Annotated in this window: 12 protein-coding genes; 6 read left to right on the top strand and 6 right to left on the bottom strand. The window is 66.3% G+C overall.

Annotation, left to right across the window (positions count from 1 at the left end; genetic code table 11):
- Positions 1–4: 4 nt before the first annotated feature.
- The 5 genes from C8D95_RS03275 (at position 5) to C8D95_RS03255 (ending at position 4,678) form a co-directional block, all read left to right on the top strand.
- Entirely contained in the window at positions 5–1,054 is a 1,050-nt protein-coding gene (locus C8D95_RS03275) for a glycosyltransferase family 4 protein (RefSeq protein WP_109757684.1), read from the top strand.
- Positions 1,051–2,229: a glycosyltransferase family 4 protein gene (locus tag C8D95_RS03270; protein WP_109757683.1), complete on the top strand. Its 1,179-nt coding sequence runs from the start codon at positions 1,051–1,053 to the stop codon at positions 2,227–2,229. The genes C8D95_RS03275 and C8D95_RS03270 overlap by 4 nt, the downstream gene beginning before the upstream one ends.
- A gap of 90 nt (positions 2,230–2,319) precedes the next feature.
- Complete coding sequence (locus C8D95_RS03265; protein WP_109757682.1) at positions 2,320–2,730, top strand: CopG family transcriptional regulator; 411 nt, start codon at positions 2,320–2,322, stop codon at positions 2,728–2,730.
- A 30-nt stretch (positions 2,731–2,760) separates the two neighbouring features.
- A complete protein-coding gene (locus tag C8D95_RS03260; protein ID WP_109757681.1) occupies positions 2,761–3,801 on the top strand; it encodes an extracellular catalytic domain type 1 short-chain-length polyhydroxyalkanoate depolymerase in 1,041 nt (346 codons plus the stop codon).
- Positions 3,802–3,889: 88 nt separating this feature from the next.
- Positions 3,890–4,678, top strand: a complete 789-nt coding sequence (locus C8D95_RS03255) for an inositol monophosphatase family protein (RefSeq protein ID WP_109757680.1) — start codon at positions 3,890–3,892, stop codon at positions 4,676–4,678.
- A gap of 2 nt (positions 4,679–4,680) precedes the next feature.
- On the opposite strand, the gene C8D95_RS03250 is transcribed toward C8D95_RS03255, so the two are convergent.
- The 6 genes from C8D95_RS03250 to C8D95_RS03225 are packed head-to-tail and all read right to left on the bottom strand — an operon-like array spanning position 4,681 to position 11,738.
- The gene (locus C8D95_RS03250; RefSeq protein WP_109757679.1) at positions 4,681–5,250 is read right to left on the bottom strand and encodes a histidine phosphatase family protein; all 570 of its coding nucleotides are present in this window, start codon (positions 5,248–5,250) and stop codon (positions 4,681–4,683) included.
- A complete protein-coding gene (locus C8D95_RS03245; RefSeq protein WP_109757678.1) occupies positions 5,247–6,323 on the bottom strand; it encodes an ABC transporter ATP-binding protein in 1,077 nt (358 codons plus the stop codon). Before C8D95_RS03245 ends, C8D95_RS03250 begins: the two co-directional genes overlap by 4 nt.
- The gene (locus tag C8D95_RS03240) at positions 6,320–8,536 is read right to left on the bottom strand and encodes an ABC transporter permease (RefSeq protein ID WP_109757677.1); all 2,217 of its coding nucleotides are present in this window, start codon (positions 8,534–8,536) and stop codon (positions 6,320–6,322) included. The genes C8D95_RS03245 and C8D95_RS03240 overlap by 4 nt, the downstream gene beginning before the upstream one ends.
- 3 nt (positions 8,537–8,539) lie before the next feature.
- Positions 8,540–9,559, bottom strand: a complete 1,020-nt coding sequence (locus C8D95_RS03235; protein ID WP_109757676.1) for an ABC transporter substrate-binding protein — start codon at positions 9,557–9,559, stop codon at positions 8,540–8,542.
- Between the two features lie 56 nt (positions 9,560–9,615).
- Positions 9,616–10,083, bottom strand: coding sequence for an NUDIX hydrolase (locus C8D95_RS03230; RefSeq protein ID WP_109757675.1), 468 nt, complete (start codon positions 10,081–10,083; stop codon positions 9,616–9,618).
- Positions 10,080–11,738: a Na/Pi cotransporter family protein gene (locus C8D95_RS03225; RefSeq protein ID WP_109757674.1), complete on the bottom strand. Its 1,659-nt coding sequence runs from the start codon at positions 11,736–11,738 to the stop codon at positions 10,080–10,082. Before C8D95_RS03225 ends, C8D95_RS03230 begins: the two co-directional genes overlap by 4 nt.
- A 140-nt stretch (positions 11,739–11,878) precedes the next feature.
- On the opposite strand from C8D95_RS03225, the gene C8D95_RS03220 reads away from it, so the two are divergent.
- On the top strand, positions 11,879–12,688 hold the full coding sequence (locus C8D95_RS03220) for a DeoR/GlpR family DNA-binding transcription regulator (RefSeq protein ID WP_109757673.1): 810 nt from the start codon (positions 11,879–11,881) through the stop codon (positions 12,686–12,688).
- The last annotated feature ends 42 nt before the right edge of the window (positions 12,689–12,730 follow it).

The raw sequence follows: 12,730 nt of genomic DNA, 5'->3' as shown, positions 1-12,730 counted from the left end.
TTTCATGGTTTCCATCCAGATTTCTCATCCGCTCATGGTCAACGCCAGGGTTCTAGGCGTGCCCTCGAACGGACAGAAGCGGGTCGCCGAAGAGATCTCGCGGCGTCTCGCGGGGGTCGAACTTGTGCAGCCGGGGGAGGCGTCATCCTCGGGGCCGAAGGGGCATCTCTGGGAGCAGACGGTGCTGCCGCGCAAGGCGCGGCGGCAGAACCTGTGGAGCCCCTCGACCACCGGACCTATCTATCACCCGAGCCATGTCGTGACCGTTCACGACATCGCCTTCGTCGACGAGCCCGCATGGTTCTCGCGCTCGTTCGCCGTCGTCTACGATCAGGTCGTCTCGCGCTTGGTCCGAAATGCGCGCCACATCGTCACCGTGTCGGACTTCACCCGCGAGCGGCTGATCGAGCACTACGGCGCGCGACCCGATCTGGTGACCCGGATCTACTCCGGCACCTCCGTCGCCTTCCGGCGCACCCAACCGGAAAGCACGCGCGAAACACTCGAACGGTTGGGAATTCCGGACGCCCCATACCTTGTCGCCTTCCTCGGCAACGATCCCCGGAAGAACCTCGCCCGCATCGTGGAGGCCTGGCGCATCGTCTCGGACCGTCACCCGGAGGCCCGGCTGGTGACTTTCGGACGCACATCGAACGCTCGCGTCTTCAAGGCGGCCGAGATCGGGGAGCCTCCGGCATCGATCCTGCACGTCGGACCTGTCAGCGACGACGACCTCGCCTGCCTTTACACCGGCTCCCGAGGCCTCGTCTTTCCGTCGCTCTACGAGGGCTTCGGCCTTCCCGTGGTCGAGGCCGCCGCCTGCGGCGCGCGCGTCCTGACGTCTGCCGTCTCCGCCCTGCCCGAGGTCAGCCCCGCCGACACGCTTCTCGTCGACCCGAACAGCGTTGCCCATATCGCAGACGCGATGGTGGACCTCCTCGGCGGCTCGGACGCTCCGGACGCCATCGCCGCCCGCATCGCATCGTCTCGCCGCTTCGACTGGGACACGACGGCGTCGCTTTATGCCGATCTCTTCGGAAGGGTTTTCGCATGACGGTCACGCGCCCTTCCCTTGGCATAGACCTGATGATTGAAAGCACCGGCGGTGGGTCGGTGCGCCATGTCATGGACCTGTTCGACGCTCTCCTCGCCCGGGGCCACGACGTGCGTCTCATCGCCTCGCTCGCACGAAGCGAGCCGCAATTCCTCGACTGGCTGGCGCGGGTGCCACCGGGACGATTCATCCGTATCGACATGCGACGCGAGCCGCACCCGTCCGACCTCCGGGTTGCCATGCGGCTGCGCTCGCTGCTCGGGCCGAACACGAGGGACCGGATCCTCCATGCCCATTCGAGCAAGGCCGGCCTCATCGCGCAGACCCTGCGTCGCCGTTATCGCGCCACGCTGTTCACCCCCCACGCCTTCCGCGGCATGGATCGGTCGCTTTCCCGAACAAAGGGCCGGGTCATGCGGTGCGTGGACCACTGGTTGGGGCGTCCGCACGACCGGATCATCGCCGTCTCACCCGAGGAACTGGACTATGCCCGCGACATCGGCCTTGCCAAGGATCGGTTGCGCTATGTTCCGAACGGGATTGACCTTGACGCCATTGCAGGAACCGCAGGACAGCCGCGACCGCGGGGCGATGGCCGTCTGAGAGTCGGCTTCGTGGGACGTCTTGTGCATCAGAAGAACCCGATGGCCTTCATCGAAGCCTTCGCATTGGCCCGCCTCCAGCGCGACGACATCCAGGCGGTAGTCATCGGAGCGGGTCCTCTTGAGGCCGACCTGAAGAGCTACATCGCCGCTCACGGCCTCGAGGACAGTGTCAGTCTCCTCGGCCAGGTGAACTTCGTGGAGCACATGCGCGACATGGATTTGCAGGTCCACACCAGCCGGTATGAGTCCCTGCCCTATGTCCTTCTGGAGGCCTGCGCCGTCGGAATGCCAATCGTCGCTGTCCGAAACGCCGGAACCGAGACGGTCTTCGGGCGGGACGCCGATCTCGTCGAGGATTGTACGGACGCGAAGGCCATTGCCACCTCCCTCCTCCACCTGATGTCGAGCAAGGATCGCATGTGTGCATCCGGCCAGCGCTCCCGTTCTGCGGGCAGTCGTTTCTCGATTGGCACGATGGTCGACGAGATCGAGACGCTTTATCGGGAGGCCGGCCTCGGCCACGGCGACCACGGGCTGCCGATGCCTCTTCGAGACCTCGCGCGGATATAGAACTTGCTTTCATTCGGCGATGTTTCTTCATGCTGCACTTGCACAATGCGCGCCGCACTCCATATACCATCCAAGTGGATGGAGAATAGAATGCCGAAGATACACCCGCTGCGGCCTCCCGAGACTGAGAAGATCACGATCAACCTCGGACATGTCGACCTTGGACGCATCGATCTTCTGGTGAGCGAGGGGTTCTATTCGAACCGCACGGATTTTATCCGGACAGCCATCCGCAACCAGATCACGACCGAGCAGGATCAGGTGACGTCTTCGATGAAGCGGCACACGTTGGAGCTTGGCCTGGTCGACCTGACCAGGGCGCAACTGGAGGCGGCGCGGTCCAAGGGCGAACTCCTGGATATCCGGGTCGTGGGTTTGGCGCGGATCGCGTCGGACGTCTCGACCGACCTCGCGCTGGCGACGATCGGATCCATTCACGTTCTCGGCGCCCTTCAGGCGTCGAGGGAACTCAAGGCGGCCCTCAAGGACCGAATGACCTGAGGCCACGGCCTCCTTTCAAGGATTAGAACGATGAACGACCAATTCGCGACGGCCATGGGCCGGGCGCTCGAGCAGACGCGCGCCGGAAACCCCTCCGAGGCGACACGTATCCTTCAGACGGCGCTTTCGGGCGACGGACCCAAACGGCCGCGCCGGCCCCTCGGTGAAGTCATATCCTCTCTGGTCAAGGCGCGGCCCAAGCATCGGGGCGGGTCGGTTCGCCCGGACGTTCCGGATGGCGCGGTCTACGAGACGGGACGGCACGAGAGCCGCTTCGGAGCGCGCGACTACCGTGTCTTCGTGCCAACGCCTCGGGCGGAACCGCCGCAGGGCCTTGTCCTGATGCTGCACGGCTGCACGCAGGATGCCGACGACTTCGCCACGGGCACGCGCATGAACCTTCATGCCGAGCGCGAGAACCTGGTCGTGGTCTATCCCGAGCAGACCCGGCAGGCCAACCAGATGGGTTGCTGGAACTGGTTCCGTCCCGAGGACCAGGCGCGGGACCAGGGCGAACCGGCGCTGCTGGCGGACCTTGCCGGCAGCCTCGCCGCGCAGCATGGCGTTCCGCAGGGCCGGACCTATGTCGCGGGTCTCTCGGCGGGGGCGGCTATGGCGGCGATCCTTGGCGGGACGCACCCCGAGGTCTTCGCTGCGGTCGGCGTGCATTCGGGGCTGGCGCCCGGGTCCGCCAGCGACCTGCCAAGCGCGCTTGCGGCGATGCGAGGCGGACGCGGCGGGACGCGGCGCGCGACACCGCCCGTGCGCAGCATCGTCTTCCACGGAACGGCGGATGCGACGGTCGCACCCGGCAATGCGGACGCGGTCATCGCCGCGTCGCTCGGCGAGGAAACGACGGTGGAGATCGCGTCGCAGGTGCCGGGTGCAACCGTTGCCCTGCACCGCGACACGGCGGGGCGCACGCTGGCCGAGGACTGGCGGCTTTCGGGCATAGGCCACGCCTGGTCGGGCGGTTCGCCTGCGGGAAGCTACACCCACCCCGAGGGACCTGACGCCTCGGCGGAAATGGTGCGCTTCTTCCTCGCCGTGTCGGCGGAAACGACGGCCTGACCACAGCGCCCCTTGGCTCTGCCGGCTTCCTCGCAGATCATCCGGCGGAGCCCACCGACCGATACACTCAAACAGAGACGAGACACCCATGCAGATCGAAGACCGCCTGACGTCCGCAATTGAAATCTGTGCGGAGGCCGGACGACTTGCGCTCGACAAGTTCCGCGACCGGCCATCGCTCGTGGTCGAGGCGAAGGGCAGGCAGGACTGGGTCAGCGAGGCTGACCGTGGCGTCGAGGCGCTGATCCGAGAACGTCTGGCGGACGCCTGGCCGGACGACGCAGTGGTGGGCGAGGAATATGCGGCGTCCGAAGGGCGATCCGGGTTCACCTGGGTCATCGACCCAATCGACGGCACGACGAACTTCGTGCAGGAGATCCCCGCCTGGTGCGTCGTCCTTGCCTGCGTTCAGGGGCCCGAGATCGTTGCGGGGGTCATCCACGACCCCGTGCATGGCGAGACCTTCGCCGCGCGCGCGGGCGGCGGGGCCTTCCTCAACGGACGCCCGATGTCCGTCGCAACGGATACGGCGCTCGACAGCGGGACGGTCGGCGTGGGCTATTCCAACCGTGTCGACGCGGCGAAGACGGTGCCGCTGATCGAGACTCTGATCGGCACGGGCGCCATGTTCCATCGCAACGCCTCGGGCGCGCTGTCGCTTGCCTACGTCGCGTCGGGTCGCCTGCTGGGATATGTCGAGCAGCACATGAATGCCTGGGATTGCCTCGCTGGCCAGCTTTTGATCCGAGAGGCGCGTGGCCGCGTCGAGGACCAGGACGCACAGGCGATGATCGAGGACGGGGGCCGCGTCATCGCGTCGGGCCCTCTCGCCTTCGACGCACTCCGCGACATGGCTATCGAGGCCTGGGCCGACTGATCTCAGGCGATGGGCTGCCACCCGGTCGGGTCGGCAAGGTCGGGAAGCGTCGCGGTCCAGTAGTGCCCCTGCCCCGGCTGGTCGTGGCGACGGTCGATGGGAAGGCCGGCGAGAAGGCAGCGCAAGAGCGTTCCGACCGCGCCGTGCGAAACGATCACGAGATCGCCCCCCTCGTGGTCCTGTACGATGCGGCTGAGGGCGGCGATGACGCGCGCCTGCGCGGCTCGGGCGGTTTCCCAGCCCCGAAAGCTCTCGGAAGGCGCCGCGAAGAAGCGATCCGCCGCCGCCTCGAAGTCGGCAGGCGGAAGGTATCCGGTCGAGCTGCGGTCGTTCTCGCCGAGGTCCGCGATCACCTGCACGGGACACCGGCGGTGTTCGCCGATGATGGCTGCGGTTTCCAGCGCTTTGGTCTCACCGCTGGACCAAAGGGCCGTCATATCGTCCAGCGTGCTGCTGCGCGCGAAGATGTCCGCGCGGCGCCTGCCTGTCTCGCTGAGGGCCCACCCGGTGATCGCCGTGAGCGGATCGACCGTCACCTGCGGATGGGTGACGAAGATCAGCCGCGCCCTCACGCTTCGGCAGGCAGCAACACGGGTCCCCTGCGGGTGAAGGACATGCGCACCTCGCGGCCGACCGGCAACGGATCGTCCACCTCGTCCTGCACCGCGAAGACCTGCCCGAAGGCACCTTCGAGCGTGTACTCCATCCGGACGCCGACGTAGGTCGCCTTGGCCACGGTCGCGGGGACGCCCTCCCCTTGTCCCATGATGATGCGCGACGGTCGAACGGCCAGAGTTGCGGGACCGGGGGGAAGGCCGCGTGACGGGAAGCGGTCGCGAAAGCCTTCTATCTCGATCGTCGCCATGTCGCCCTCGACCGAGACGATGGTGCAGGGAACGAGGTTCGCCTCGCCGATGAAGTCGGCGACGAAGTGGTCGGTCGGGGCGTCGTAAAGCTCGCGCGGGCTGCCCTTCTGCGCGATGGAGGCGTTGCGCATCACGACGATCTCGTCGGACACCGCCAGCGCCTCCTCCTGGTCGTGGGTGACGTAGACGACGGTCAGGCCGAGGTTCTTCTGGATGGCGCGGATATCCTCGCGGACCTGCCGACGCAGCTTGGCGTCAAGGTTCGACAGCGGCTCGTCGAAGAGGAGAACCTGGGGTTCCAGCACCAGCGCGCGGGCCACGGCGACGCGCTGCTGCTGCCCGCCCGACAGCTCGGAGGGCAGGCGCGCGTCGAAGCCCTTCAAGCCGACGAGGTCGAGCCCGTGATGCGCCCTGTCGCGCGCCTCGGCCTTGCCGAAGCCCGAGAAGGTCAGACCGTACATGACGTTCTGAAGGACGGTCATGTGCGGGAAAAGCGCGTAGGACTGGAACACCATCGACACGTCGCGGTCGGTCGCGGGCAGACGCGTCACGTCCCGGTCACCGATGAGGATGCGGCCCGTCGTCGCCATCTCGAGCCCTGCGATCATGCGAAGCGTCGTCGTCTTGCCGCAGCCCGAGGGGCCGAGGAGGGTGACGAGCTTTCCTGCCTCGACGTTCAGGTCGATGTTGTCGACCGCCACGACGGTCTTGCCGAAGACCTTCGAGACGCCTTCGAAGCGGACCGGGGCGGCCTTCGCGCCGAGCGTGAGATCGGTCATGTCGTCGTCTCCGTTCCGTGCTGCGTGCGCCGTCCGATCTGGACACGTCCGACGAGAAGCTGAAGCAGCCCCACCGCCGCCAGCATCACGAAGATCAGCGCCGTCGAATAGGCGATGGCGAGGCCGTAGTCGTTGTTCTCGACGCGGCCGATGATGTAGCTCGTCGCCATGTCGTACTCGGCCGAGACGAGGAAGATCACTGCCGAGATCGCCGTCATCGCGCGCACGAAGCTGTAGACGAGGGCTGCGAGGATTGCGGGTCTGAGAAGAGGCAGGATCACGCGGCGGAAGGTCTGCCAGGAATTGGCGCCGAGCGTCAGCGAGGATTCGTCGAGGCTTCGGTCGAGCTGGCTCATCGAGGCGATGCCGGCGCGGACGCCCACGGGCATGTTCCGGAAGATGAAGCTGACGACGAGGATGATGCCCGTGCCCGTAATCTCGATGGGGGGCACGTTGAAGGCGAGGATGTAGCTCACGCCGATGACCGTGCCGGGGATGGCGAAGGACAGCATCGTGCCGAACTCGAAGGCGTTCTTGCCCGCGAAGCTCTGCCGCGTCAGCAGATAGGCGGTGACGAGACCAACCGCCGCGGTCAGGGGGGCCGCGACGGCGGCGATGATGATCGTCGTCCAGAAGCTGTCCCAGGCGGCGCCCGTCCAGCGGATGCCGTCCTCGCCCATCTGGACCCTGAAGGCCGTGACGTAGTGCTTGAGCGTCAGCGAGTTGTTGACGCCCCAGAGTTCGACCACGCTGCCATAGACGATCATCACGTAGACCACGATCGTGAACAGGGCCCAGGTCAGCGCCGTGACCAGGACGGGAATGGCGAGACCCTTCGGCATCAGGGGATGGACCCCCGCGTCGCCCTTGCCGGTGACGGTGGTGTAGCTTTTCTTCCCCAGCCACATGCGCTGCGCGTAGAAGGCCGAGAGCGTGAAGAACAGAAGCACCATCGCCAGCACCGCCGCGCGTCCCTGGTCGTATTGCGCACCCACGATGGCGAAGAAGATCTCGGTGGACAGCACGTCGAAGTTGCCGCCGAGGACGAGCGGGTTGCCGAAGTCGGCCATGCTTTCGATGAAGCCGAGGAGGAACGCGTTGGCGAGGCCAGGGCGCATGAGCGGCAGCGACACGGTGCGGAAGGTCTGCCAGCGGTTCGCCCGCAGCGTCTGGGCCGCCTCCTCCATCGAGGGCGACACGCCCTCGACCACGCCGATCAGGACGAGGAAGGCAATGGGCGTGAAGGCCAGGACCTGGGCGATGAAGATCCCGGTGAAGCCGTAGAGCCAACGCGTCGGTCGTATTCCCAGAAGGTCGGCAAAGAAGACCGTCACCGACCCGGACAGGCCGAAAAGCAGGATCAGTGCCAGGCCGATGACGAAGGGCGGCGTGATGATCGGAAGCACCGTCAGCGCCCTCAGCGCTCGCTTGTAGCGGAAGCCCGAGCGGGTCACGACGAGTGCGAAGGCAAGGCCCAGGATCGTGGTCGCGAACCCCACGGCGATGGCGAGAAAGAGCGAATTCCAGGCGGCGCCGCAGCGCGCGCCGGACAGGCAGCCCAGCCCCCACAGCCGGTCGTTCAGGAACTTCGACAGGAAGACCTGCGAGGAATAGCCCCCTTCCTCGGTCACGAAGGCCGCGAAAAGCATCTTCGCGATGGGGAAGAACACGAAAGCCGTGACGATGGCGATGACGAAGCCGATGGCGCCCACGACGAAGACGTCGCCGTTCACCGCGCCTCGCGCCGCGATGCCTTGCGTGAACAGGAACAGGAAGGCCGAGGCGGTGATCATCGCGCCGTAGCCCATGCCGAATTGCCGGTCGTCAAGCTCTCCGAACATCGCCGTGAGCCAGTCGAAGGTGAAGCCGCGAAGGCCAATTCCGAAGCCCTGCGCGACGAGCCAGGCCAGGCCGAAGGCGCCCGCGACGATCAGGAGGGCGCCATGCATCGGGTCCGACTTGGGGCGGCCCAGCGCGAAGAGCGGCAGGATCAGCGGCGGGATGAGCGGGGCGAGCCACAGCTTCTGCCCCATCCCCAGAAGAACGGCTGCCGGCGCATGGTCGTCGTCGAAAGGCCAGCCGTCGACGAGCCACTCGAACGTCCAGAAATCCTCCACCCCGTACCAGGGGAGGAGGCAGAAGCCGATCCATCCGGCGATGATCCAGAAGATCAGAACCGGATGGGCGGTGTTCTGGGTTGTGACGACGCGCACCTCTTATTGCGGCAGCGTCGAGACCTCTTCGTCCCACTTCTGGAGAAGGCGCTTCCGCTCGTCGGAGGAACCGTACTTCGTGAAGTCGTAGTCGATCAGCTTGATCGACGACAGATCGGGCGCCTTGTCCGAGGTCTGCGCGCCCTTGTTCGAGGGCACCTGGAAGGCGTCGACCTCAAGCGCCAGGTTCTGCGCCTCGGCCGAGAGCGCCCAGTCGTAGAACTGCTTGGCCTCGTCCATGTTGCGCGCCCCCTTGATGATCGACATCGATCCGATCTCGTAGCCGGTGCCCTCGCAGGGCGCGACCACGGTGATGGGGAAACCCGCTTCGACCTGCGCCACGGCGTCGTGCATGAAGACGATGCCGACGGTGGTCTCGCCCAGTCCCGCCGCCTTGATCGGCGCCGACCCGGACTTGGTGTACTGGTTGATGTTGGCGTGGAGGTCCTTCATGTACTGAAAGCCCTCCTCCTCGCCGAACATCTGCACCATCGTGGCGAGCGTCGTATAGGCGGTCCCCGACGAGTTGGGGTTCGCCATCTGGATGTGGCCCTTGTACTCGGGTTTCAGCAGGTCCTTCCAGCAGGCCGGCTCGGGCAGGTTGTTCGCCGCCAGAAGGTCGTTGTTGTAGCCGTAGCCAAGCGCACCAGAATAGATGCCGATGGTCTGGTTGCCGGCGCTTTCGGCCTGGGCGATGGACCAGTCGTGGAGCTGCTCGCGCATCGGCGAGACGTATTCTTCGGTCAGCCCCTCCTCGGCGGCCTGAAGGTGCGGGTCGCCCGTGCCGCCCCACCAGACGTCTCCCTTGGGATTGGCCTCTTCGGCCTTGACCTGGGCGAAGGTCTCTCCCGACGACTTGCGCGTCATGTCGACGTCGATGCCGGTCGCTTCCTCGAAGCTGCGGGCCATGATCTGGCACCACTCTTCCTGCGCCGAGCAGTACAGCGTCAGGGCCTGCGACGCCCCGGCAGAAGCCGCGAGCGCGACAAGCGATCCCGCCAGAGCTGTTGTCACTTTCTTCATTGTCTTTCCTCCCTTGATGGTTCGGCCGGTTTCCCCGGCTCGGTCGTATGGTCGCGTCAGGACGCCTTGAGCAATTTCCTGATCGCGGGATCCTTCTTCGGCTTGTCGCGGAGGCGATCCAGCAGCTCTCCGAGATCCTTCTCGTCCACCAGCTTCGCCGCTTTCTTGGGCGAGAACCAGCGGCGTCTGCGTTGGCGCCGCTCCTTCCAGTCGCGTTTCAGCTTCTCGACGATCATCGGGTAGACCGTCACGCGGCAGGGCACCGCCTGCCCGCCGGGCAGGCGCTTGTGATAGTCGTAGGTTCCGATGGGTTCGCTGCCGATCGAGCCGATCGCGCCCGCCTCTTCCAGCGCCTCGATTTCGGCCGCGCGCCAGGGCTTCTTGCCGTCCATCGGCCATCCCTTCGGCATGACCCAGCGCCCACTGTCGCGCGAGGTGACCATGAGAACGCGGACCCGCCCCGACCTGTCCCACATGATGGGCAGCGCCGCGATCTGGCTGGCGGTGTCGGTCGCGTCGGTCATGCCGTGCCGTCCGCCGTGGCTGGCCGCGCAAGGCGCGAGTCGAGGAGGTCGCCGGCCTGCTCGGCGATGGGATAGGCGACATAGGTGATGGCCGAATTGACCTGCTTGAGCACCCGCAGCGTCTCCTGGTGGATGTTCGTCGTCTCGACGCTGAGCCGTCCGCCTCCGCCAAGTCGGGCGAGGTGACGTTCCTGGAGGCGGCGTTCCTCGGCGCGGATGTCGTCTTTCTCGGAGACGAGTTGGCGCGCGGCCTCGGCGTCGCCCGTCGTCAGAACGCTGAGAGCGAGTTGCGCATTGGTGACGATCCGGTCGTGGAAGCTTTCGACGTCCGACATCCCCTGCTCGGAGAACGACAGCCCGCCGTCGCGAAGCTTGCGGGCGAGGCCCACGAGATCGACGGCGATGCGGTCGGCGGCGTCCTCGAGGTTGTTGGCGGTCGACACGATCTGGACGGCGTCGAGCGATTGGTCCTCGGTCAGCTCGTTCTGCTGGAGACGCGCGACATAGAGTTTGGTGTCATAGTGCATCCGGTCGACCTCGGTCTCGTGCCGCTCGATCAGGGCCGCGGCGTCTGCGTTCCACTCGCGGAACAGCGGGATGACCTGGGTCAGCATCAGTTGAACCGTCTCGCCCATCCTCAGAAGCTCGCGCTGCCCGCAGGAAAGGGCGAGCCGCGGCCGTTCGAGAACAGCGGGATCAAGAGCGCTGGCGATGGGAAGGTCCGCCGCAAGCGGCGGTGCCAGCCTGTCCGCCGACCAAGCGATGAACCGGGTCAACGGCAGCGCGATGACGAGAACGGCGAGGTTGACGGCGATGTGCGCCGCGATGGCCTGATCGGCGGCGGTCCGGCCGAGGATCGAGGTCGCGGGATCGACTAGAAGGAGAGCGGCGAGGATCGGAAGCGTCACGGCGAGCTTGGCGATGAGGTTGCCGACCGCCATGTTGCGCGCCGCCGCCGGCGCGCGCCAGAGAAGAACGGCGGGCACCGCCGCCCCGCCCACGTTTGCGCCCAGGACCAGGGCAAGTGCCACGGGCGCGCCAAGAAGGCCCACGGACGCGAATGAGGCAAAGGTCAGGACGGCTGCCAAGCTGGAATGCATCGCCCAGGCCAGCAGAGCCCCGATCACGAAGGCGCTCGTACGGTCCGTCGCAAGGTAGCCGACGATGGACTGCACGATGTCGCTGGCGCCGATGGGCTCGGCCGCCGCGCGGATCATGCCGAGGCTCAACAAGGTGAGCGAAAGCCCCGTCAGGATGCGCCCGACCTGTTTCGTCCGACGGCTTCGCGCCTTCAGGAACAGGACGACACCGGCCAGCATGACGAAGGGAACGACGTCCGCGACCGGCAGGAACAGCACGCGCGCCAGAAGGGCAGACCCCACATCGGCGCCAAAGGCTATGGCCAGGGCGCCGGACGCCGACAGGTGGCCCGCCGCCGCGAAACCTGCACCGATCAGGATGACGGCGGTCGAGCTTTGCATGACCATCGCCGCGCCACCGCCGGCGGCCGCCGCAGAAAGAGGATTGCGGCCGAAGGTCTTCAGCGAGCGGCGCAATTCGGGCAGGAAAGCGCGTTCGATCCCGGTCCGGATCAGCCTGATGGACCACAACAGCAGCGCAACAGCGGCCGCGAGGTGCACGGCCAGCGTCAGCACGTCCGGTTGATCGCGTCACATCTCATGTCGATCCTTCCTTTCCAAGGATTTCACCACCCGGCTGTGGGGTATGCAACAGAATTTGTTGCCATGTTGCGGAGATTCCCACACAACTACGTGCAAGGAGCATCCCGAGACCGATGAAGTCGAATGTAGTGCAAGAAAAGAAGCACGCCGCGCAGCACGGCAAGCTGAAGAAGTCCGAGCGGCGTCGGCAGATCCTGCTCGAGCTCAAGCTTCAGCCGCACGTCAGGATCAGCGCGCTGGCCGAACGGTTCGGCGTCTCGACCGAGACGGTGCGCCGGGATTTCGATTTGCTCAGCAAGGACGGCCTCATCTCGCGCGCTCATGGCGGCGCCTCGACGCCGACGCGGGGTCACTATCCAAGCCTCGACGAGCGCGCCCATGCGCGCATCGCCGAGCGCGAGCGGATCGGCTCGCGCGCCGCGAGGCTGGTGAACGAGGGCGAGACCGTGATGATCGACTCGGGCTCGACGACGATCGAGCTGGCGCGCGCGCTGGCCTATCTCGGCACGCCGTGCAGCGTCATCACTAATTCGATTCCCGTGGCCATGACGCTCGGACAGGGAGCGGCCGAGGTGATCCTCTGCCCGGGGGAATATCTGCCCGCCGAGTCGGCCGTCGTCGGTACCGAGACGCTCGAGTTCCTGGAACGCTTCCACGTCGACATCTGCCTGATCGGATCGAGCGGGCTGTCGGCCGAAGGCCCGTCCGAGACGGTGCGGGGCTTTGCGGCGGTCAAGCGCAAGATGATCTCGCGCGCCGCGCGGTCGGTCCTGCTGACCGACAGCGCCAAGTTCGGCCGCACCGGCGTCGTGCGCGTGACGAGCCTGAGCGACCTCACCACCATCGTCGTGGACCGGCGGCCCGGCGGCGATCTTCTGAAGGCCGTCGAGGCCTCGGAGGTGGACATCATCGTCGCCGACTAGTTGATTGAGACCATCGCGGCCGCAAGAGCCGCATCCAAAGGG

It is taken from the genome of Silicimonas algicola (assembly GCF_003148765.1).
GTDB classification, from domain to species: Bacteria; Pseudomonadota; Alphaproteobacteria; order Rhodobacterales; family Rhodobacteraceae; genus Silicimonas; species Silicimonas algicola.
This window is presented reverse-complemented; position numbering and strand designations above follow the sequence as displayed.

Bases quoted from the DNA above. Each gene is read 5' to 3' on its own strand.
- C8D95_RS03275 (WP_109757684.1), top strand. From the start codon at position 5: ATGGTTTCCATCCAGATTTCTCATCCGCTCATGGTCAACGCCAGGGTT.
- C8D95_RS03270 (WP_109757683.1), top strand. From the start codon at position 1,051: ATGACGGTCACGCGCCCTTCCCTTGGCATAGACCTGATGATTGAAAGC.
- C8D95_RS03265 (WP_109757682.1), top strand. From the start codon at position 2,320: ATGCCGAAGATACACCCGCTGCGGCCTCCCGAGACTGAGAAGATCACG.
- C8D95_RS03260 (WP_109757681.1), top strand. From the start codon at position 2,761: ATGAACGACCAATTCGCGACGGCCATGGGCCGGGCGCTCGAGCAGACG.
- C8D95_RS03255 (WP_109757680.1), top strand. From the start codon at position 3,890: ATGCAGATCGAAGACCGCCTGACGTCCGCAATTGAAATCTGTGCGGAG.
- C8D95_RS03245 (WP_109757678.1), bottom strand. From the start codon at position 6,323: ATGACCGATCTCACGCTCGGCGCGAAGGCCGCCCCGGTCCGCTTCGAA.
- C8D95_RS03235 (WP_109757676.1), bottom strand. From the start codon at position 9,559: ATGAAGAAAGTGACAACAGCTCTGGCGGGATCGCTTGTCGCGCTCGCG.
- C8D95_RS03230 (WP_109757675.1), bottom strand. From the start codon at position 10,083: ATGACCGACGCGACCGACACCGCCAGCCAGATCGCGGCGCTGCCCATC.
- C8D95_RS03220 (WP_109757673.1), top strand. From the start codon at position 11,879: ATGAAGTCGAATGTAGTGCAAGAAAAGAAGCACGCCGCGCAGCACGGC.